The following is a 19375-nucleotide window of genomic DNA, read 5'->3' as shown; positions in this document are numbered from 1 at the left end:
AGCCTGAAAGCCAAACAAAAAAACCGACCAGCTGGTCGGTTTTTTTGCGTCCGCAATTACGACACCTAAACAATAACCAGGTTATCCCGGTGAATCATTTCCTCATCGGAAATGTAGCCCAAGACTTCAGTGATCCGATCACTCGAACGCCCGGCAATGGCTCTCGCCTCGTCAGCATCGTAGTTCACCAGGCCACGGGCAACTTCACATCCGGACTCGTCAGTACAGGACACCATCTCCCCTCGCCGAAACTGGCCGGTTACAGAACGCACGCCGACAGGCAGAAGACTGCGACCGCCCTGACAAAGTACGCGCACCGCACCGGCATCCAGCACCAGCTGGCCACGAGTCTTGAGATGACTCGCCAGCCACTGCTTACGCGCCGCGATCCGCCCCTGTTCAGGTAAAAGCAACGTGCCCAGCACCTCGCCCGAGCGCAGGCGCGCGATTGCCTGTTCCAAACGCCCACCCACAATGACAGTAAAAGCCCCGGAGCGCGCCGCCAACCGAGCCGCCCGAACCTTGGTCTGCATTCCGCCTCGCCCCAGCATACCCGCGCCACCGGCAGCCATAGCGTCCAATTCTACGTCGCTGGCCAGCCGCTCTTCGACCAGACTGGCATCGGCATGTTTGCGTGGGTCACGATCAAACAACCCATCCTGATCGGTAAGGATGACCAGGCCGTCAGCCTCGATCAAATTGGCCACCAACGCGCCAAGCGTATCGTTGTCACCGAAACGAATCTCGTCGGTGACGACCGTATCGTTTTCGTTGACGATGGGCACCACACCCAGATCCAGCAAGGTGCGCAGCGTGCTCCGTGCATTGAGGTAGCGCTTGCGATCGGACAGGTCGTCATGCGTTAGCAGGATCTGCGCGGAATGGAGACCGTGGCGCTTGAACTGAGCCTCCCAGGTCTGGACCAGCCCCATCTGCCCCACAGCCGCCGCTGCCTGGAGTTCGTGCAGATGCTGCGGACGCTCGCGCCACCCCAGGCGACTCATGCCTTCCGCGACCGAGCCGGATGACACCAGAACAACCTCGACATCGTCGCGAATCAACGCCGCCAGCTGATCCACCCAGCCAGCAAGCGCCGCCACATCGAGCCCTCGACCATCGTTGGTGAGCAACGCACTGCCAATCTTTACAACCAGGCGCCGAGCCCGCTGCACCCGTCCACGTTCCGCCATAGTTCCCTAATTACCTCAAACACTCGTTTCACCCGCAAACGCCCAGCTTGGCTAACGACGCAAGCCTTACTCCGGCGCGTACACGACCTCGACGTCATCATCATCGTCGTCGTCATCAAAATCATCGTCATTTATCCGCGCCGCACGCCGCGCTTCTTTAATCGCGTCGATCTGAGCCCGAGCCTCATCATCCATCTTGCGACGCAGAGCGGCCTCCTGCTCGGCAACCTCCGGGCTATCCGCTTCCTCCTCGGCCCGGCGTTCAATCCAACGCATAACCGCCTGACACAGAGGTTTCGTACCCTCACCACTCAAAGCGGAGATACTGTACACCGGACCGTCCCAGCCCAACTCGTCGACAACGGCCTGGCAGACGGACTCGCGCTCATCCTCCGGCAAGACATCGACTTTGTTAAAGACCAGCCAGCGCTCCCGGCCAGCCAGGGTGGCGCTGAATTTGTTCAATTCGCCAACGATCGCGCGGACACTTTCAACCGGATTTGTACCATCGTAAGGCGCCACATCCACCAGATGCAGCAACAGCCGCGTACGCACCAAGTGCTTGAGGAAGCGGATACCCAAACCGGCCCCCTCGGCGGCGCCTTCGATCAATCCAGGAATGTCAGCGACTACAAAACTTTGATGAGCCTGAACACTCACCACACCGAGATTGGGGACCAGCGTGGTAAACGGGTAGTTGGCAACTTTTGGGCGAGCGGCCGACACGGCACGAATAAAGGTCGACTTACCCGCGTTGGGAAGCCCCAGCAATCCTACATCCGCCAACACCTTCAGCTCCAGCCGCAGGTTACGCACCTCACCGGGCGTGCCCTTCGTGGTCTGACGGGGCGCTCGGTTTATGGACGACTTGAAACGTGTGTTGCCCAGTCCATGAAAACCACCTTGCGCCACCTTAAGCTGCTCGCCGGCATGAGTGAGATCACCCAACACCTCATGGGTGTCCATATCGACAATCGTAGTACCCACCGGGACCTGAAGAACAAGGTCTTCACCCTTGCTACCGGAGCAGTTACGGCCGGCGCCACCCTCGCCTGAGGGCGCTTTATGGGAGCGCTGAAAACGGTAGTCGACCAGCGTATTCAGCGCCGAATCGGCTTCCAGGTATACCGAACCGCCGTCGCCGCCATCGCCACCGTCAGGCCCACCCTTGGGCACATATTTCTCGCGACGAAAACTCAGGCAACCATGGCCGCCATTGCCCGCCTGGACCCGAATTGTCGCCTCATCTACGAACTTCATGGTTTTGCCCGCTCGGATTGCATTGCCAGAGCACTGTAAAAAGCAGTGGACTGGGGAGTGATGACTCCTTAGACGAAAAAGCCCCGCAGGCTCAATCAGAGGCTGCGGGGCTTTTGGAACAGCTGTGCAAGCAGTCAGCCCCTTATTGGGCCGGAACGATGCTCACAGTCTTGCGGCTCTGAGGACCTTTGATCTCGAACTTAACAACACCGTCCGACTTTGCGAACAATGTGTGATCACGACCCAGACCCACGTTGCTACCCGCACGGAAACGAGTGCCGCGCTGGCGCACAATAATGCTGCCCGCAGTTACGAGCTGGCCGCCGAAACGCTTGACCCCAAGTCGTTTCGACTCAGAATCGCGACCGTTACGGGTACTACCTGCTGCTTTTTTATGAGCCATGACTAGCCTCCTTTAATGGGGTTTCCCGGACTTTAGCCCTTGATACCCGTGATCTTGACCTCAGTAAACCACTGACGGTGGCCCTGACGCTTCATGTGGTGCTTGCGACGACGGAACTTGATGATCTGCACCTTGTCGCCACGACCATGACGGACCACTTCGGCGGTGACAGACGCACCGCTAACAATCGGCTCGCCAACCTTAACGCTGTCGCCATCGGCAACCAGCAATACGCGATCAAACTCGACCGTACCACCGGTTTCAGCTTCAATTTTTTCCAGCTTCAGGACTTCGCCTTCAGCTACACGGTGCTGCTTGCCACCGCTGACAATCACTGCGTACATGCTCTACTCCGCTGCGTTCTGCTGGCCTGCCGTCTCTTGTACAAGCCGCGTATGACCCATCCCTGCTCTTGAATCCACCTGGTTCTAAGGGAGGCGCTCTGGCAACCCTATAGCAGGGAGCGCAGGTTGGGATGAGTACAGGACTGCCGTACACCGTTATGCATCCGGCAAATCCCAGGGCGCGCAATTGTACGAAAACCACCCGTTCTTTACAAGCAACCAAAAGCCTTAATTTCCAACGCGTCGGCATATAACATAAGGCTATGTTGGTTGCGGGCAATTATTGCCCTGTTGGCGCGTCCATCAAGTTGACACGCCTGGGAGCAGTACCTAGCATTGCCGCGTCCCACCCGATAACAACCGGACTACCCGCATGACAGCGCAGCGTATCTATGAAACCGTGGCGGACGATTTCGCCCGCGTCAACGATCTGATTACCCGCCGTTTATCGTCCGATGTTCCACTGGTGGAGAAGATCGCCCAGTACATCGTCGACAGCGGCGGCAAGCGCCTGCGCCCTTTGCTGGTGCTCCTAACGGCTCGCGCCCTGGACTACGAGCGCGACGACCACCTCAAACTCGCCGCCGTCATCGAATTCCTGCATACCGCCACCCTGCTCCACGATGACGTGGTGGATACCTCGGATCTGCGCCGCGGAAAAGCGACGGCGAATGCCCACTGGGGCAACGCGCCCAGCGTATTGGTGGGAGATTTTCTGTACTCCCGCGCTTTCCAGATGATGGTCGAGCTGGGCAGCGTGCCCATCATGGAGGTGCTATCCAATGCCACCGCTGTTATAGCCGAGGGCGAAGTACTGCAATTGATGAATACCCGCAATCCGGATATCTCGGAAAGTCAGTACATGACAGTTATCCACAATAAGACGGCCATGCTATTTGAAGCAGCATCCCACTCCGGCGCCATACTCGCAGGCGCCGATGCGGCCACCGAGTCCAACTTACGGCAGTACGGCAAACACTTGGGGATGGCATTTCAGCTGGTCGACGATGTTCTCGATTACCGTGGCGACGCCCAAACCATGGGCAAAAACGTGGGGGACGACTTGGCCGAAGGAAAACCAACCCTGCCTTTGATCCACGCGATAGCCAACGCCAACGAAACCGAGAGTCAGCTGATTCGCTCAGCGATCCGGAAAGGCGGACTCGACGAGATGGCCCGGATCCTCCAGATCGTGGAAACCTCCGGTGCCTTGGACTATACGGTGTCCAAAGCCAAAACCGAGGCCGAAAAGGCACGCGCTTGCGTCACTGAGCTGCCCGCGTCGCCCCACCGCGACGCGCTGATTTTACTCACTGACGTCGCGGTGGCACGGACCGCCTGACCGCTCACCCCCTACCGAAGGCCGGCCCCATAGAATCGCGACCATGGGGCGCATCCAGATCCAGCGCCGGGCCGACCGGGACGATCTGGGTGGGGTTAACGGTACGCTGACTAACGTAGTAGTGCGATTTGATCTGCTCGATATCGACTGTTTCCGCCACGCCCGGCACCTGATAAAGATCGCGCAGATACCCGGACAGATTGGCGAAGCTGGCCAATTGCTGGCGATTGCACTTGAAGTGGGAATAATACACCGCGTCGAAGCGTACCAGCGTCGTGAACAGGCGCCAGTCGGCTTCAGTTAAAACATTTCCCACCAGGTAGCGCTGCCCGGCGAGGCGCTCGTCCAGCCAGTCCAGCGAGTCGAACAGCGCACGGTAGGCTTCTTCATAAGCAGCCTGAGCCGTTGCGAAGCCCGCCTTATAAACACCGTTATTGACGGAGCGATAGACCCGCTCATTAACGGCTTCAATATCGGCGCGCAGCGTATCGGGGTAGAAATCGATATCGCCCCTAACCCCCTCGAGATGATCGAACGCATCGTTGAACATGCGGATGATTTCGGCCGACTCATTGCTGACAATTTCGCCAGTTTGGCGATCCCATAACACAGGTACCGTCACCCGCCCGGTATAATCGGGAGCAACCTGGGTATAAACCTGATGCAGGAACTGCTTTCCGTTAATGTGGTCCCGATGGACAGGATCGTCCGGCCTGAACTCCCAACCATTCTCGAGCATGTGCGGGTGCACGACAGAGACCGAGATGTGCGGCTCAAGCCCCTTCAGCGCACGGAAGACAAGCGTGCGATGAGCCCAGGGACAAGCCATGGAAACGTATAGGTGATAGCGGCCCGATTCGCCAGCGAATCCCCCCCTGCCTGACGGGCCGGGCGAACCGTCAGCCGTCACCCAATTGCGAAACCGGGATTTTTCACGCTCGAATTTACCGCCAGACTTGTCGGTGTCGTACCACTTATCCTGCCACTTCCCATCAACCAGCAATCCCATGGAGATCTCCTTGATAATCGGGGTGTAGAGTGGGCTCAATTCGGTCGACGTTAAAACATAAGACCGACTGGAGCATGCATTGAGACTACGATTACACTGTCGTCCACTCAAACGATGATTTCTGGCCAACTTATTCAGAATGACTGAACATGCATAACGCAATCACCATTGATGCTCTCAAAGTCCTTGATGCTATTGACCGTAGAGGCAGTTTCGCTGGCGCCGCAGCAGAACTGTTTCGTGTACCCTCGGCCATCAGCTACACCGTGCAAAAACTCGAGGATGACCTGGGTATCGACATTTTTGACCGTTCCGGGCATCGGGCCAAGCTGACCCCGGCCGGGCTCTACCTGCTCAACGAGGGCCGCGCCCTCCTGGATGCTACGGACGCCCTAGCTCACGCCACCAAGCAAGTTGCCCAGGGCTGGGAAACTCGCATCAAGATCGCCGTCAATACGCTACTGCCCATGGACGCCCTGTTTCCGGCCATTCGTGCTTTCCAGGCTTTGGATGTGCCCGTGGAAATTCAGTTAGTGGAGGAAGTCTTCGCCGGGGCCTGGGATGCACTGCAGTGCCGGCGGGTAGATCTCGTATTCGGCGCCGATTCGCTCAGCCGTCCTGCAGGGCCTTTCGCCACCCGCATTCTAGGCCAGGTTCCCTTTGTTTATGCGGTTGCGCCGAACCATCCCCTGTGCCATGAAACGGGCGTTATTCCCGAAGACACCCTGGCCCGCTACCCAGCCATCGTCGCTGCGGATAGCGCCCGTCATATGCAGCCCGCGACGGCAGGCATTTTTTCACGTCAGCGGACAATCACGGTTACCAACATCGACCAGAAAATCAGTGCCCAGGCCGCCGGGCTAGGGGTAGGCTGGCTACCCGAGCCACGAATTCGAGAACGCCTTGCCAACGGTACGCTGGTCGGACTTGACGTGGAGGCGGTTCGACAACCGGTGGTTCTGCACCTGGTGCGACACCATGAAAGCCAGGGAGACGACCATGCCTGCCAGGGCAACGCGCTCCGATGGTTCTGGGATAAACTGTCGGAACCCCATCAGTTTAGCCGCTGGATCGACCCGCTCAGCCGTTAGCTTTGCCCCCGTCTGACCTGTAACGCCAAAAAAGCCTGTAATGACACTCGACGACTCGGCACAGGGGGCGCAAAATGGCGCCGGCTACTACTTTCAATTACGACCCCTACTCTCAATGATGACCCGGCCGTTAATGCAGGGAGTGATTCATGCGGCAGCTGTCCGAACTGGATGCCTCTTTTCTCTATCTGGAATCCGACACCGCCCCGATGCATATCGGCGGCATATACATTTTCGATGGCCAGGAGTGCCGGACTCCCCTTTCGTTCAGCACCTTCGTCGCCTATCTGCAAAGCCGCCTTCATGTGGTTCCGTTCTTTCGGGAAAAACTGCAGCAGGTGCCACTTCGGTTGGGTGCCCCTTATTGGGTCGATGATGCCAACTTCAGTATCGAACGCCACCTGGCCTACGTAAAAATGGGGGCGCGCAACGATGCAGACAGCCTCATGGCGCTGGCGTCGCGCATCTTGCAAGAGCCGCTCAAGCGCGATCGCCCCCTATGGCATATCACTTTCGTCGATGGACTAAACACCAGCGCAGAGAATCGCGCCCCGGACGAAGGTCAGGGATTTGCGCTGATCGTGCGCCTGCATCACGCCGCCATCGACGCGTTCAGTGGCGAAGAAATCATGGGCAAGCTGCTGGAATACAGCCCCCATCCGGACCCGATCAAATCCCCCCAACCCTGGCGCCCCCGACCAGCGCCTACCGATGAGCGGGCACTATTGCATGTGGGAGCCAACCTGATCCGCAAGCCATTCCGTTTCGCGTCTTTGGCCTCGACGGCTATCGAAGCCACCACACGGGGCGTGATCCAGAAACAGCTACGCAAGCTCCCCTTGCCACTGCCGCTTTTTTCCGCCCCCCATAGCCCTTTCAACCGCCAAATCACCGCTAATCGCCGCGTCCTGGGCAAGAGCATGCCGCTGTCCCGACTCAAGGCAATCAAGGCCAGTATCGGCGACGTCACCCTCAATGACGTGGTATTAGGTCTGTGCGCGGAAATTCTGCGGCGTTACCTGGTGGAAAACAATGTCGAGCTGCAGCGTTCGCTAGTGGCGATGACGCCGGTCTCGGTGCGTTCGAAAAGCCTGCGCCGGCCGACCGGCAACCAGATGTCGGCCATGCTGCTGGATCTGGCCACGAATGAAACCTGTCCGGCTACCCGCATCCGTAGGATTCACTGGAATGCCGTGGCATCCGAACCCTACCAGGAAGCCATTGCCGCCGATCGGCTGACCGAGCTGGTGCCCTCCACCATGCTTGCTCTATCCGCGCGCCTTTACACCGAGCTGCAGCTGGCCCAACGCTACCAGCCGGTTTTCAACGTTCCCATCACGAACGTGCCCGGGCCGCAGGTGCCGCTTTATTTACAGGGAGCCAAGCTGACCCATCAGTACAATACCGCGCCGTTGTTCGACAGCATGGGCCTGGTCATTGTGGCCGTGAGCTATGAAGGCCAGTTAACCCTGAATTTTACCCTTTGTCCGGATGTAGTGCCCGACGGACATCGTTTGATAGAGCTGGTTGAACCCAGCCTCGACAGCATAGAGGCCGCCGCGGCCAAGCTTCCGATGGAGACATCCGAACAGATGGAACCTAACGGACACGGCTCAACCTTGCTGGATGACGCATTGAGTGTAATGGAAGGCGTGATACGAAAATCGGTAGGACGTTTTAAGCGGTAGCTCGGGGTAAATCGGAAACATAAAGGGGCAGCAACGACTGCCCCTCAAAATGAGAATCCTACTGGCCTACTGGAAGGCCCAGCGCAGGAAGTTTTTCTTCTCTTCGGCACTGGCGCGTTCCCACAACACCTTCAACCCTTCCAGCGTCGGCAGGTTATTAGCCGCAGACGGCGCGGCACCCTGAGAGGCTGCGATACCACCCGCAGCGCCGGTGGCCGCGGGCGCAGCGGCCTGCGCTTGAGCGGGAGCCGCTTGCTCACTAGCCGCATTCAATGTCGGCAATTGTTGCTTCGGGACTACGGAGTCCGTGGACTGGGCCACCTGGCGACTCTGGCTGTTTACAATCGTGGCCTGAAAATTCTTGGCAATGCTCTCGGCTTCACGCTGCCCCGCCGGCTCAGGCAGCACAAAAGAATAGGTTTCACCAGCCTGCGCATTGATAACCACCTGCTGAGGCTCCGTCTCCACCACGTGCACTTTGGACTCGCCGTTATCAACGACCGTTTTTTTAGCCCAAATGGTCTTGTGGGTGAATACCACCGTGTTTTCCCCCGGTAATAGCTCGTAATTCAGCTCGATATCGTCCATCAGGAAGTTGCTCATGTCCTCGCCATTAACGGACAGAACTTTCACCGATCCCGGCTTTTCCAGAATGGCGATCTGGCTTCGTTCAGCTGAAGGCCCTTCCCAGGTCTGAACGTTCTTGAGCGCTGTGCCACAGCCTGCGAGCACCACAGCGACAGACAGCACAAAAAGCAGTTTCAGACGGCTCGTAAGCCCCTGTCCGTTAAGACCTGATGACATGAAAACCTCGCGACGATATTTCTGTGAGCAGAAGGCGGCCCGCGGCGGGTTCCGCGACCGAATCGGCATTTTGACGATTGCCCGAGGCTAGCGCAAGACTGACCCAGTCGGGGACGCACTTTCAAGTGTCGAAAAGTGACTCCTACCGGCCCTCTATTAGTTCACCGCCCTATTAGTTCACTACTATCAAATCACCGCTATCAGACCATCGAATATCAGGTGGCCGAACGTTGAATTCCGGCGTGTATAGATTAAATTCAAGCCATCGGCATCCGAAACACATGACGGTACGTCCGAAGAAGTGATAACTATAGGCGAGGCACAGGAGCAACGTTATGAATACCAAGCATAGAGACGGAGAGGCCGGACCGATTCCTTTCCGCTGCAGCCGTTTTTTCTGCGTCGGGAGCAAATGGTATTTCACGACAAGGGAAGGATTCGATAGCGGGCCGTTCGCTTCGAGAGATCGCGCCGAGATTGGTCTTAAGCGCTTCCTCCATGTTATTAAATTGATGCCCGACGACGTCGCGTTTCACTAACCGCTGCAATTCACGCGCGCCGATAGCCAATAGGTGGCTTAGGACGGTTTTTTTGTTAGCGACGCAACAAACCCTAACGGAAATGATCGTAGCCCACCAAGTTACCTGCGATACCGCTGGCATTACAAAGCACCAACCCCTCGACTTCAGTGATCTCGCCAATGACCGTAAGTTGTTCAGGGGCGTCCCGCTGCACTTCAGGCCAGCGCTCAGGTGGGACGGTGAAGCAAAGCTCATAGTCGTCTCCGCCTTCCAGGGCCAGTTGGGGCCCTTTCTCACCAGCCACTGCCTGTAGCGCCCGGGAAAGCGGAAGGGCTGAAGCGTCGATTTCGGCGCCCACCCCGGATGCCCGCATAATATGCCGCAAATCGGAAATCAGGCCGTCGGAAATATCGATCGCGGCGCTGGCCCGCCCACGAAGATAACGGCCGAGCTGCAACTGGGGCTGGGGGCGATGGTAACGGTCAAGCAAAGTCGCCACGGACTCGCGTGGAGACGCTGCGTCCAGCCAGTTCAGCGCCTCTGCCGCTTCGCCTAACGTCCCTGAAACGACCACGCGATCCCCCGGTTTAGCGCCATTGCGCCGTAAGGCCGCACCCTCAGGTACGGTACCGTGAACCTGCACAGTGAGCGTCAATGGCCCCCGCGTGGTGTCGCCGCCCGCAAGGGCAATACCGAAGGCTTGGCTGGCTCTCGCCAACGCCTGGCCGAACGCCTCCAGCCAAGCTCGGTCGGCCGAGGGAAGCGTCAGCGCCAACGTATAGCAAACCGGATCGGCCCCCATGGCAGCCAAGTCGCTGACGGCTACGGCCAGCGCTCGCGTCGCTAAATGTTCAGGCATGTAGTCATGGGGGAAATGGACACCTTCGACCAGTGTGTCCACTGAAAAAACCAGTTCGTGGCCCGCGGGTATCCGCTGAATCGCGCAGTCGTCGCCGATCGCGAAGACCAGATCCGGCCGTTGCGTCGACTTTGCAATCGGCTCAAAGATCTGTTGGATCAGCTCGAACTCACCCATCATGGTTTAGCGAGGCCGGGTTTCCGCCAGTCGCAGGCGACGACTAAGCTTGTCCAGGACGCTGTTAACGAACCGATGCCCCTCGGTGCCGCCAAAACGCTTGGCAAGCTCGATACCCTCGTTGATCACCACACGGTAAGGCACGTCAATGCGGTGCTTGAGCTCGTAGGTTCCCAGGCGCACGATGGCCAGCTCGATCGGGTCAACTTCATGCAGGGGACGGTCGAGGTAGGGCTCGAGCGTCTTGTCGAGATCCGCTTGCTCCCGATGAACGCCGCGCAGGAGATCACGAAAGTAAGCTGAGTCAATTTTGGACATGTCGTTGTCCACCATGAACTCGGCTTCGATATTGCTGACCGTGCTCTTGGAATAGTGACGATGATAAAGCGCCTGCATGGCCAGCACGCGGGCGCGACGACGTTCCCCGGCTTTGGGGGCGCCACTGCCGGAGGCTTCGGGCGCGGTCGTTTCCTGGTCGCTCATTACTCACCTATCTTCTTGAACAGGCTGACCATTTCCAGCGCTGTCACAGCGGCTTCGGCGCCCTTGTTGCCGGCTTTGGTGCCGGAACGCTCGATGGCCTGTTCGATAGAATCCACGGTTAGCACACCGAAGGCAACCGGCACGTCGGTTTCCAGGCTCACCGCCCCGATACCGCTCGCGGCTTCACCCGCCACGTATTCGAAATGCGGGGTTCCGCCACGGATAACCGCGCCTAAGGCGATAATGGCGTCGTAATTGCCGCTCTCTGCAACCCGCTTGACCGCCAGCGGCATCTCAAAGGCGCCAGGCACACGAACCAGGGTTATGTCGCTTTCCGCAATACCATGACGGCGCAGCGTATCGATGGCGCCTTCAACCAGACTGTCCACCACAAAGGCGTTGAAGCGGCCGACGACCAAGGCATAGCGCCCACTGCACTGGGTAAAATCACCTTCCAGCGTCTTGATTCCAGACATGTAAAACTCCTGTTCCCAGCGCCATCACAAATGACGCCGGATAATTTAAGGGTTATAGGGCAGATACTCGACCACTTCCAGATCGAAGCCGGAAATGGCCGAGAACTTAATCGGTGCACTCAGCAGACGCATCTTGCCAACACCCAGGTCCCGCAAGATTTGGGACCCTGTGCCCACGGTGAAGTAGACGCCGGACCCGCCTTTAGTCATCGAAGGGCGGCTGTGCTCGAAAAATTCGTGAATACGGTCATCCAGGTTGTAACTGTCCTCGAGACCGTTGAGCAGCACGACAACGCCCCGGCCTTCCTCGGCCACCTTTTCCAGCGCATGGTGCAGCGGCCAGCTATGCGACCCTGAACGGCGCGCGCCCAGTAAGTCCCGAAGCGTGTCAGTGATATGCACTCGCACCAGAAGCGGGTCGTCCTTATGGATTTCTCCCATCGTCAGAGCCAAATGAGTGCCACCCTGGATCGTGTCGCGATAGGTATGCAACTTGAACACGCCATGCTCGGTTTCAAGATCGTAGCCTTCGATACACTCGATCGTGCGCTCGTGCAGTGTACGGTAGTGAATCAGATCGGCGATGGTGCCGATCTTGAGATCATGCGCCTTGGCGAAAACCTCCAGATCCTCTCTACGGGCCATGGTGCCGTCTTCGTTCATGATCTCGCAGATCACGCCCACAGGCTCTGCACCCGCCAGAGCCGCCAGGTCGCATGAAGCTTCGGTATGACCGGCACGACTCAAAACGCCACCCGGGTTGCTCATCAGCGGAAAGATATGGCCCGGCTGGACGATATCGGACGGTTTCGCATTCTTGGCAACAGCAGCCTGTACCGTACGCGCACGGTCGGCGGCGGATATACCCGTGGTCACCCCTTCGGCTGCCTCAATGGATAACGTGAACTTGGTACCGAAGCCGGACGCATTCTTCTGGACCATCAGCGGCAGATCGAGCTGCTCGCAGCGCTGGGGCGTCATCGGCATGCAAATCAGACCGCGGCCGAAGCGCGCCATGAAGTTGATCGCCTCCGGGGTGCAGAACTCTGCCGCCATGACCAGATCGCCTTCGTTCTCGCGATCTTCGTCATCCATCAGGATCACCATCTTGCCCTGGCGGATGTCTTCGATAATCTCTTCGATCGTGTTCAGTGCCATAAGTGCTTGCACCCTTTTACTCATGTAGCGGGCCAGTTACTTGTCCGACGGGCCAGGCCCGACCTCAATACGCCCCTGACAGCTGTCCGGACGAGGGATTTTCGGGGACAAGGATCAGACGTTGGTCGTCGCCAATCTGGCGACGTTCATGAACCGTCCATATTTTCCGGTCGGCCATCCGGGAGATGGCCAGGGTCACGGTGGGCATTCCATCGCTGCCGAGAAAAACCGGCGCTTGGTAGAGCCAGAGCTCATCCGCCAGGCCCGCAGCGACAAAGGCGCCGGAGAGCATGGGGCCCGCCTCAACCAGAACTTCGTTCAAGCCGGCGTCGGCCAAAACCTGTGCCACCGCATCGAGATCAAGGCGCCGGTCCACCACGGGTACGCCATACAGTGTGGCGCCAGCGGCGCGCAGTTTGTCGGCCTCTGCCGATTCAAGACAATCCGAATCGCAGACAATCCAGACGGGCCCCTGAGCGAGGATTCGCGCTACAGGCGGCGTGCGCAAGAGGCGGTCCAGGATGATTCGAGGCGGTTGATCGCCCGGCGGCACCGCGTCGTCCAGCCCCCCCATCTCGCCAGGGCGAACGGTCAGCGACGGATCATCGGCCAACACCGTGCCGATACCCGTGACAATCGCCGCACTCATGGCACGCAGACGCTGGACATCGCGCCGTGCGGCCGGCCCGGTGACCCACTGGCTTTCGCCTGAGGCCATCGCCGTACGCCCATCCAGGCTTGTCGCCACTTTGATACGGAAAAAAGGACGACCGGTCCGCATACGTTTAAGGAAGCCCGGATTGAGTTTTTCCGCCTCCGCGCCCAAAACACCCTGCACGACGTCGATACCCGCGTCTCCAAGGTGCTTCAGTCCACGCCCGGAAACGGCCGGGTTGGGATCGGTCATCGCCATCACCACGCGAGCAATACCCGCATCGACCAAAGCCTCGGCGCACGGGGGCGTTCGGCCGTAATGGCTGCAGGGCTCCAGCGTCACATATGCAGTCGCTCCACGCGCGCTTGAGCCAGCAGCCTGGAGGGCATGCACTTCGGCATGAGGCTCACCCGCCCGTTCATGCCAGCCCTCGCCAACAATTTCGTTTTGACGGCTGATCACGCAACCGACCCGCGGATTGGGATGCGTGGAGTAGCGACCGCGCCAGGCAAGCTGGACCGCCCGCGCCATCATCGCCACATCAATGTCGGTTTGCCGGCTTGCAGAACTCAAGACGCCGCCCTTCAGCCCTTGGATTTACCCGGAGTTGTCAGCGCCTTGGCGACATCCACCGGATCAGCTTTATCGCCCATATTGGCGCTGAGGCGCTCGATCTCTTCCTTGAACTCATTGATATCCTGAAAACTGCGGTAGACGGAAGCAAACCTCACATAGGCCACCTTGTCGAGCTGGCGCAATTCGGTCATGACCTCTTCCCCCAGCTCCATGGACTTTATCTCCCGCTCGCCCCGAGACCGCACGCGGAACTTAATGCGATTCAGAGCCGCATCGATTTCCTCGATACTGACCGGCCGTTTCTCAAGAGCCTTCATGAGGCCCGAGCGCAGCTTGTCCTCATCGAACGGCTGACGCGTGCCGTCCTGCTTTACCACCCGAGGCATCACCAGCTCGGCAGACTCAAAGGTGGTAAAACGCTCCTTACAGGACAGGCACTCACGACGGCGCCGCACCTGGTCGCCTTCGGCCACCAGCCGGGAGTCGATCACCTTGGTATCCGCCTCTCCGCAAAAGGGACAGTGCATGTCGTTTGCTCCGGAACCGATCAGGGGCCTCGGCTGAAGCCCCTCAACTCAAGCGGCTTCAGCCGGTGTATACAGGGAAACGCTCACACAGAGATTGAACCTGCTCGCGTACCCGGTTAATGGTGTCTTCGTTCTCGAGGTCATCCAGGATGTCGCACATCCAGCCGGCAAGCTCCCGACACTCACCTTCGCCAAAACCACGGGTGGTTACGGCCGGCGTACCGAGACGCAAGCCGGAGGTGACGAACGGCGAACGCGGGTCGTTGGGAACCGCGTTCTTGTTAACCGTAATATGGGCCTTGCCCAGTGCGGCATCGGCGTCTTTTCCGGTGATATCCTGCTTGATCAAGCTGACCAGGAAAAGATGATTTTCGGTACCGCCGGAAACCACATCGTAACCGCGGTCGATAAAGACGCTGGCCATAACCTGAGCGTTCTTGACCACCTGCTTCTGGTAATCACGGAACTCATCGCCCATGGCTTCCTTGAAGCATACGGCCTTGGCTGCGATCACATGCATCAGCGGCCCGCCCTGACCACCGGGGAAGACGGCGGAATTGAGCTTCTTCTGAATATCCTCGTCGGCGCAAGCCAAGATCAGACCGCCACGTGGACCGCGCAGGGTCTTGTGTGTGGTTGTTGCAACAACATGGGCATGAGGAACCGGATCCGGGTAGACGCCAGCGGCCACCAGACCGGCGACATGCGCCATATCCACGAACAGGTAAGCGCCCACCTTATCGGCGATGGCACGGAAGCGAGCGAAATCCAGGTGCTGGGAGTAGGCCGAGAAACCGGCGACAATCATCTTCGGCTTATGCTCTTCGGCCAAGCGCTCGACTTCGTCGTAGTCGATCAGGCCGGTCTCCGGGTTCAGGCCATACTGGACGGCCTTGTAGATCTTGCCTGAAAAATTGACGGACGCGCCGTGGGTCAAGTGACCACCATGGGCCAGACTCATCCCCAACACGGTATCGCCAGGCTTGACCAGCGCCATGTAGACTGCACTATTGGCCTGGGAGCCGGAGTGCGGCTGAACGTTTGCATAAGCAGCGCCGAACAGCTCTTTGGCACGGGCAACAGCCAGCTCTTCGACCACATCGACGTGCTCGCAACCACCGTAATAACGCTTACCGGGGTAGCCTTCGGCATACTTGTTGGTCAGTACGCTCCCCTGCGCTTCCATGACTCGCGGGCTGGTGTAGTTTTCCGAGGCGATCAGCTCGATATGAGCTTCCTGCCGTTCGTTTTCGGCCTGGATGGCGTTCCAGACATCATCATCGAAGCCGGCGATTTTCATTTCACGGTTGAACATGGATGCGCTGCCCCTGTAATCGCTATCGGTGAAAATTGCTATCAGTGGAAATTGAAGGGGCCGTATTCTAGCCCAAAAGCCCCGTCGAAATCATCTTTTAACCCGCATGATACGGGTTTTCCGCGCGGGTTGGCAGGTGGGGGTTCCAATTGCCAAAGCGAGCCCGTTTCGCTACCGTAAGAAACCTTCTGAGTCGGACATTTTTCGGGGCTTTCCACTACTGTTTTCGCTCCGTACGTCTCCATTCAACCGAGACATTCATTCGATACATTTATTCGATACAACTCTTCGAAAGGACACTGCCGGATCATGGCCCAATACGTCTATACGATGAATCGCGTGGGCAAGGTGGTACCACCCAAGCGCGAAATCCTCAAAGATATTTCCCTGAGTTTCTTCCCCGGCGCCAAGATCGGCGTCCTCGGCCTCAACGGCTCGGGTAAATCGACCCTGCTACGCATCATGGCCGGCGTCGACCAGGATTACATCGGCGAAGCCCGCCCTCAGCCCGGCATCAACGTCGGCTATCTACCCCAGGAGCCCGAACTTGACGAAAGCAAGACCGTCAAGGAGATCGTCGACGAGGCAGTCGCCAGCATCCACAATGCGTTAGCCGAACTGGACCAAGTGTATGCGGCCTACGCTGAACCTGATGCCGACTTCGACGCCCTGGCAAAAAAGCAGGGCGAGCTGGAAAGCCTGATTCAGGCCGCAGACGGCCACGACATCGAACGCAAGCTCGAAGTGGCTGCCGACGCCCTTCGCCTGCCGGCGTGGGACACCAAGGTCGATCAACTCTCGGGTGGTGAGCGCCGCCGGGTGGCGCTATGCCGATTGCTGATGTCCGGTCCGGACATGCTGCTACTGGACGAGCCCACCAACCACCTCGATGCGGAATCCGTGGCATGGCTTGAGCGCTTCCTGCATGACTACACCGGCACGGTGGTGGCGATCACCCACGACCGCTATTTCCTCGATAACGTGGCCGGCTGGATTCTCGAGCTCGACCGCGGTCATGGCATTCCCTTCGAAGGCAATTACAGCCAATGGTTGGAAGCCAAGGAGAAACGCCTGGAGACCGAGGCCAAGCAAGAAGCCGCCCGGCAGAAATCGATCAAGCACGAGCTGGAGTGGGTCCGTAGTAACAGCAAAGGCCGCCAGTCCAAAAGCAAGGCTCGCCTGGCCCGCTTCGAGGAAATGAACTCCCAGGACTTCCAGAAACGCAACGAGACCAACGAGCTCTATATTCCACCCGGCCCGCGCTTGGGCGACAAGGTGATCGAGGTCGACAACATCAGCAAGTCGTTCGGCGACCGCCTGCTGTACGAGAACGTTAGCTTCAGCGTGCCACCCGGCGCCATTGTCGGCATTATCGGCGGCAACGGTGCGGGCAAATCCACCCTGTTCCGCATGATCGCCGGCAAGGACGAACCGGATGTCGGCAGCATTACCGTCGGCGAGTCCGTCAAGCTCGCCTATGTTGACCAAATGCGCGACTTGGACGGCTCCAAGACCGTATGGGAAGAACTGAGTGACGGCCAGGACCTCATTCAGGTCGGCAACTATCAAACGCCCTCCAGGGCCTATGTCGGCCGCTTCAACTTTAAGGGCAGCGACCAGCAGAAACGGGTTGGCGATCTTTCCGGGGGCGAGCGTAACCGCCTGCACTTAGCCAAGCTTTTGAAGGAAGGCGGCAACGTCCTGTTGCTGGACGAACCCACCAACGATCTGGACGTGGAAACCCTGCGTGCTCTGGAAGACGCGCTGCTCAACTTCCCCGGCGCGGCGTTAGTGATCTCGCACGACCGCTGGTTCCTCGACCGTGTGGCTACTCATATCCTGGCCTTTGAGGATGACGGAGAGGTCGTGTTCTTCGAAGGTAACTTCTATGAATACGACGAAGATCACCGCAAGCGCAAAGGCGATTCCGCGATGGTGCCTCAGCGCATGAAGTATAAGAAACTGGCCTGACCGCCGGCGGGCGGCTGTTCGCATCCGACCGCCCGCGCCTTCCTTCTTCCCCAACCACCAGCCTGTCGAGCAACAATGGCAAAGACCAAGATCGCCTACGTATGCACCGAATGCGGTGCCGATTATTCGAAATGGCAAGGCCAATGCTCGGCCTGTAACGCCTGGAACACCATTAGCGAGGTGCGTGGCGTTAGCGCTCCGGGTAACGTCGGCCATAGGGGCGCCCGTTTCGAGGGCTTTGCCGGCAGCCTGACCGGCGTGCAGTCACTGGATTCAATCAATCTGGCCGAGCAACCCCGCGTCAGTTCCGGCATGAAAGAGCTGGACCGCGTGCTGGGCGGCGGGCTGGTGGAAGGCTCGGCCATCCTGATGGGCGGCCATCCGGGCGCCGGCAAGAGTACGCTCTTGCTGCAGACCGTATGCCACTTGGCTGCCCAGCTCCCGGCGCTCTACGTAACTGGCGAGGAGTCGCTACAGCAGGTCGCTTTACGCGCGAAGCGCCTGGGCGTTCCTACCAAAGACTTGAAAATGCTCTCGGAAACAAGTGTCGAGCGCATCCTCCAGATCGCCGAAGCGGAGAAGCCACGCATATTGGTGGTCGACAGTATCCAGGTGATGCACATCAGTGAGGTTGAATCCGCACCGGGCAGCGTTTCGCAGGTGCGAGAGAGTGCTGCCTACCTGACACGCTTTGCCAAGCAAACCGGCACCATCCTGTTCCTGGTTGGGCACGTCACCAAGGACGGCAGCCTGGCCGGCCCCAAGGTACTGGAACACATGATCGACTGCTCCATCCTGCTGGAAGGCTCCAGCGATAGCCGGTTCCGCACCCTACGCGGCATCAAGAACCGGTTTGGCGCCGTCAACGAGCTGGGCGTGTTCGCCATGCTCGAACAGGGCCTGAAAGAAGTGAAGAACCCGAGTGCCATCTTCCTCAACCGTGGCGACGAGGCGGCCCCGGGCAGCGTGGTGATGGTGGTCTGGGAAGGCACCCGGCCCATGCTGGTCGAAATTCAAGCCTTGGTGGATGTGGCCCAAGGTAGCTATCCCCGCCGAGTTGCCGTAGGCCTGGATCAGAACCGCTTAGCCATGCTGCTCGCTGTCTTGCATCGGCATGGGGGCATGCACTGCGCCGATCAGGACGTCTTCGTCAATGTGGTGGGTGGGGTTAAGGTCAGTGAAACCAGTGCCGATCTGGCATTGCTGGCCGCCGTCGTTTCTTCTTTCCGGGACAAAGCCTTGCCGCAGGACCTTGTCATTTTTGGGGAAGTGGGACTCTCAGGCGAGATCCGCCCGGTACCTAGCGGACAGGAGCGGATTTACGAGGCATCAAAGCATGGCTTTACCCGGGCCGTGGTGCCTAAGGCCAATGTCCCTAGAAAGCCGATTGCCAATATGAACATTATTCCGGTGACGAAACTGAGCGAAGCGCTGGATGCGCTACTGGATCTGGCCCATTAGCGATACTGTCAATTGACGTACAGAACTTCCCCTCGCCGGGGCGGTGGTTGAGCAGCGAAAAAAAT

The 19375-nt window shown here is 58.7% G+C and carries 19 protein-coding genes; 6 read left to right on the top strand and 13 right to left on the bottom strand.

What is annotated here, in order from left to right; all coding sequences use genetic code 11:
- Positions 1-65: 65 nt before the first annotated feature.
- From proB to rplU, 4 genes are all read right to left on the bottom strand, one after another.
- Positions 66-1190: a glutamate 5-kinase gene (gene proB / locus FXO11_RS04275; protein WP_148861733.1), complete on the bottom strand. Its 1125-nt coding sequence runs from the start codon at positions 1188-1190 to the stop codon at positions 66-68.
- A gap of 66 nt (positions 1191-1256) precedes the next feature.
- Positions 1257-2450 (bottom strand): Obg family GTPase CgtA, encoded by a 1194-nt coding sequence (gene cgtA / locus FXO11_RS04270; protein WP_148861732.1) that lies wholly within the window; start codon positions 2448-2450, stop codon positions 1257-1259.
- A 142-nt stretch (positions 2451-2592) separates the two neighbouring features.
- Positions 2593-2853 (bottom strand): 50S ribosomal protein L27, encoded by a 261-nt coding sequence (rpmA, locus tag FXO11_RS04265; RefSeq protein WP_148861731.1) that lies wholly within the window; start codon positions 2851-2853, stop codon positions 2593-2595.
- A gap of 32 nt (positions 2854-2885) precedes the next feature.
- The gene (rplU, locus tag FXO11_RS04260; protein WP_148861730.1) at positions 2886-3197 is read right to left on the bottom strand and encodes a 50S ribosomal protein L21; all 312 of its coding nucleotides are present in this window, start codon (positions 3195-3197) and stop codon (positions 2886-2888) included.
- Between the two features lie 373 nt (positions 3198-3570).
- Here rplU and ispB point away from each other — a divergent pair, with 373 nt between their 5' ends.
- Positions 3571-4539: an octaprenyl diphosphate synthase gene (gene ispB / locus FXO11_RS04255; RefSeq protein WP_148861729.1), complete on the top strand. Its 969-nt coding sequence runs from the start codon at positions 3571-3573 to the stop codon at positions 4537-4539.
- Positions 4540-4543: 4 nt separating this feature from the next.
- Here ispB and FXO11_RS04250 read toward each other — a convergent pair whose 3' ends face one another.
- Complete coding sequence (locus FXO11_RS04250) at positions 4544-5548, bottom strand: glutathione S-transferase family protein (RefSeq protein WP_148861728.1); 1005 nt, start codon at positions 5546-5548, stop codon at positions 4544-4546.
- 149 nt (positions 5549-5697) lie between these two features.
- Here FXO11_RS04250 and FXO11_RS04245 point away from each other — a divergent pair, with 149 nt between their 5' ends.
- Together FXO11_RS04245 and FXO11_RS04240 are read left to right on the top strand one after the other, a co-directional pair.
- Positions 5698-6639 (top strand): LysR family transcriptional regulator, encoded by a 942-nt coding sequence (locus FXO11_RS04245; protein WP_148861727.1) that lies wholly within the window; start codon positions 5698-5700, stop codon positions 6637-6639.
- Between the two features lie 149 nt (positions 6640-6788).
- Positions 6789-8327 carry a WS/DGAT/MGAT family O-acyltransferase gene (locus tag FXO11_RS04240; protein WP_148861726.1) on the top strand — a complete coding sequence of 513 codons (1539 nt, stop codon included), beginning with the start codon at positions 6789-6791 and terminating at the stop codon, positions 8325-8327.
- A 66-nt stretch (positions 8328-8393) separates the two neighbouring features.
- On the opposite strand, the gene FXO11_RS04235 is transcribed toward FXO11_RS04240, so the two are convergent.
- Positions 8394-9131 (bottom strand): DUF2057 family protein, encoded by a 738-nt coding sequence (locus FXO11_RS04235; RefSeq protein WP_148861725.1) that lies wholly within the window; start codon positions 9129-9131, stop codon positions 8394-8396.
- Positions 9132-9466: 335 nt separating this feature from the next.
- Here FXO11_RS04235 and FXO11_RS20390 point away from each other — a divergent pair, with 335 nt between their 5' ends.
- Entirely contained in the window at positions 9467-9670 is a 204-nt protein-coding gene (locus FXO11_RS20390; protein ID WP_148861724.1) for a DUF6316 family protein, read from the top strand.
- Positions 9671-9743: 73 nt separating this feature from the next.
- Here the strand turns inward: FXO11_RS20390 and thiL are convergent, their stop codons facing one another.
- The 7 genes from thiL to glyA form a co-directional block, all read right to left on the bottom strand.
- Positions 9744-10688, bottom strand: a complete 945-nt coding sequence (gene thiL / locus FXO11_RS04225) for a thiamine-phosphate kinase (protein ID WP_148864786.1) — start codon at positions 10686-10688, stop codon at positions 9744-9746.
- A 6-nt stretch (positions 10689-10694) separates the two neighbouring features.
- Complete coding sequence (gene nusB, locus FXO11_RS04220) at positions 10695-11171, bottom strand: transcription antitermination factor NusB (RefSeq protein ID WP_148861723.1); 477 nt, start codon at positions 11169-11171, stop codon at positions 10695-10697.
- On the bottom strand, positions 11171-11647 hold the full coding sequence (gene ribH, locus FXO11_RS04215; RefSeq protein ID WP_148861721.1) for a 6,7-dimethyl-8-ribityllumazine synthase: 477 nt from the start codon (positions 11645-11647) through the stop codon (positions 11171-11173). Before ribH ends, nusB begins: the two co-directional genes overlap by 1 nt.
- 45 nt (positions 11648-11692) lie before the next feature.
- On the bottom strand, positions 11693-12805 hold the full coding sequence (gene ribBA, locus FXO11_RS04210; protein ID WP_148861719.1) for a bifunctional 3,4-dihydroxy-2-butanone-4-phosphate synthase/GTP cyclohydrolase II: 1113 nt from the start codon (positions 12803-12805) through the stop codon (positions 11693-11695).
- A 64-nt stretch (positions 12806-12869) separates the two neighbouring features.
- On the bottom strand, positions 12870-13994 hold the full coding sequence (ribD, locus tag FXO11_RS04205; RefSeq protein ID WP_148864785.1) for a bifunctional diaminohydroxyphosphoribosylaminopyrimidine deaminase/5-amino-6-(5-phosphoribosylamino)uracil reductase RibD: 1125 nt from the start codon (positions 13992-13994) through the stop codon (positions 12870-12872).
- A 50-nt stretch (positions 13995-14044) separates the two neighbouring features.
- Entirely contained in the window at positions 14045-14563 is a 519-nt protein-coding gene (gene nrdR / locus FXO11_RS04200) for a transcriptional regulator NrdR (RefSeq protein ID WP_148861718.1), read from the bottom strand.
- Positions 14564-14621: 58 nt separating this feature from the next.
- Positions 14622-15878 carry a serine hydroxymethyltransferase gene (gene glyA, locus FXO11_RS04195; RefSeq protein WP_148861717.1) on the bottom strand — a complete coding sequence of 419 codons (1257 nt, stop codon included), beginning with the start codon at positions 15876-15878 and terminating at the stop codon, positions 14622-14624.
- A gap of 309 nt (positions 15879-16187) precedes the next feature.
- Here glyA and ettA point away from each other — a divergent pair, with 309 nt between their 5' ends.
- Together ettA and radA are read left to right on the top strand one after the other, a co-directional pair.
- Positions 16188-17849: an energy-dependent translational throttle protein EttA gene (gene ettA, locus FXO11_RS04190; protein WP_148861716.1), complete on the top strand. Its 1662-nt coding sequence runs from the start codon at positions 16188-16190 to the stop codon at positions 17847-17849.
- A gap of 75 nt (positions 17850-17924) precedes the next feature.
- The gene (radA, locus tag FXO11_RS04185; protein ID WP_148861715.1) at positions 17925-19310 is read left to right on the top strand and encodes a DNA repair protein RadA; all 1386 of its coding nucleotides are present in this window, start codon (positions 17925-17927) and stop codon (positions 19308-19310) included.
- Positions 19311-19375: the final 65 nt, after the last annotated feature.

Origin of the sequence: Marinobacter fonticola (assembly GCF_008122265.1) — a bacterium.
GTDB lineage: Bacteria > Pseudomonadota > Gammaproteobacteria > Pseudomonadales > Oleiphilaceae > Marinobacter_A > Marinobacter_A fonticola.
This window is presented reverse-complemented; position numbering and strand designations above follow the sequence as displayed.

Bases quoted from the DNA above. Each gene is read 5' to 3' on its own strand.
- thiL (WP_148864786.1), bottom strand. From the start codon at position 10,688: ATGGGTGAGTTCGAGCTGATCCAACAGATCTTTGAGCCGATTGCAAAG.
- FXO11_RS04240 (WP_148861726.1), top strand. From the start codon at position 6,789: ATGCGGCAGCTGTCCGAACTGGATGCCTCTTTTCTCTATCTGGAATCC.
- nrdR (WP_148861718.1), bottom strand. From the start codon at position 14,563: ATGCACTGTCCCTTTTGCGGAGAGGCGGATACCAAGGTGATCGACTCC.
- radA (WP_148861715.1), top strand. From the start codon at position 17,925: ATGGCAAAGACCAAGATCGCCTACGTATGCACCGAATGCGGTGCCGAT.
- FXO11_RS04235 (WP_148861725.1), bottom strand. From the start codon at position 9,131: ATGTCATCAGGTCTTAACGGACAGGGGCTTACGAGCCGTCTGAAACTG.
- ribH (WP_148861721.1), bottom strand. From the start codon at position 11,647: ATGTCTGGAATCAAGACGCTGGAAGGTGATTTTACCCAGTGCAGTGGG.
- ispB (WP_148861729.1), top strand. From the start codon at position 3,571: ATGACAGCGCAGCGTATCTATGAAACCGTGGCGGACGATTTCGCCCGC.
- cgtA (WP_148861732.1), bottom strand. From the start codon at position 2,450: ATGAAGTTCGTAGATGAGGCGACAATTCGGGTCCAGGCGGGCAATGGC.
- rpmA (WP_148861731.1), bottom strand. From the start codon at position 2,853: ATGGCTCATAAAAAAGCAGCAGGTAGTACCCGTAACGGTCGCGATTCT.
- FXO11_RS04250 (WP_148861728.1), bottom strand. From the start codon at position 5,548: ATGGGATTGCTGGTTGATGGGAAGTGGCAGGATAAGTGGTACGACACC.
- ettA (WP_148861716.1), top strand. From the start codon at position 16,188: ATGGCCCAATACGTCTATACGATGAATCGCGTGGGCAAGGTGGTACCA.
- ribBA (WP_148861719.1), bottom strand. From the start codon at position 12,805: ATGGCACTGAACACGATCGAAGAGATTATCGAAGACATCCGCCAGGGC.
- ribD (WP_148864785.1), bottom strand. From the start codon at position 13,994: ATGATGGCGCGGGCGGTCCAGCTTGCCTGGCGCGGTCGCTACTCCACG.
- rplU (WP_148861730.1), bottom strand. From the start codon at position 3,197: ATGTACGCAGTGATTGTCAGCGGTGGCAAGCAGCACCGTGTAGCTGAA.
- nusB (WP_148861723.1), bottom strand. From the start codon at position 11,171: ATGAGCGACCAGGAAACGACCGCGCCCGAAGCCTCCGGCAGTGGCGCC.
- FXO11_RS04245 (WP_148861727.1), top strand. From the start codon at position 5,698: ATGCATAACGCAATCACCATTGATGCTCTCAAAGTCCTTGATGCTATT.
- FXO11_RS20390 (WP_148861724.1), top strand. From the start codon at position 9,467: ATGAATACCAAGCATAGAGACGGAGAGGCCGGACCGATTCCTTTCCGC.
- proB (WP_148861733.1), bottom strand. From the start codon at position 1,190: ATGGCGGAACGTGGACGGGTGCAGCGGGCTCGGCGCCTGGTTGTAAAG.
- glyA (WP_148861717.1), bottom strand. From the start codon at position 15,878: ATGTTCAACCGTGAAATGAAAATCGCCGGCTTCGATGATGATGTCTGG.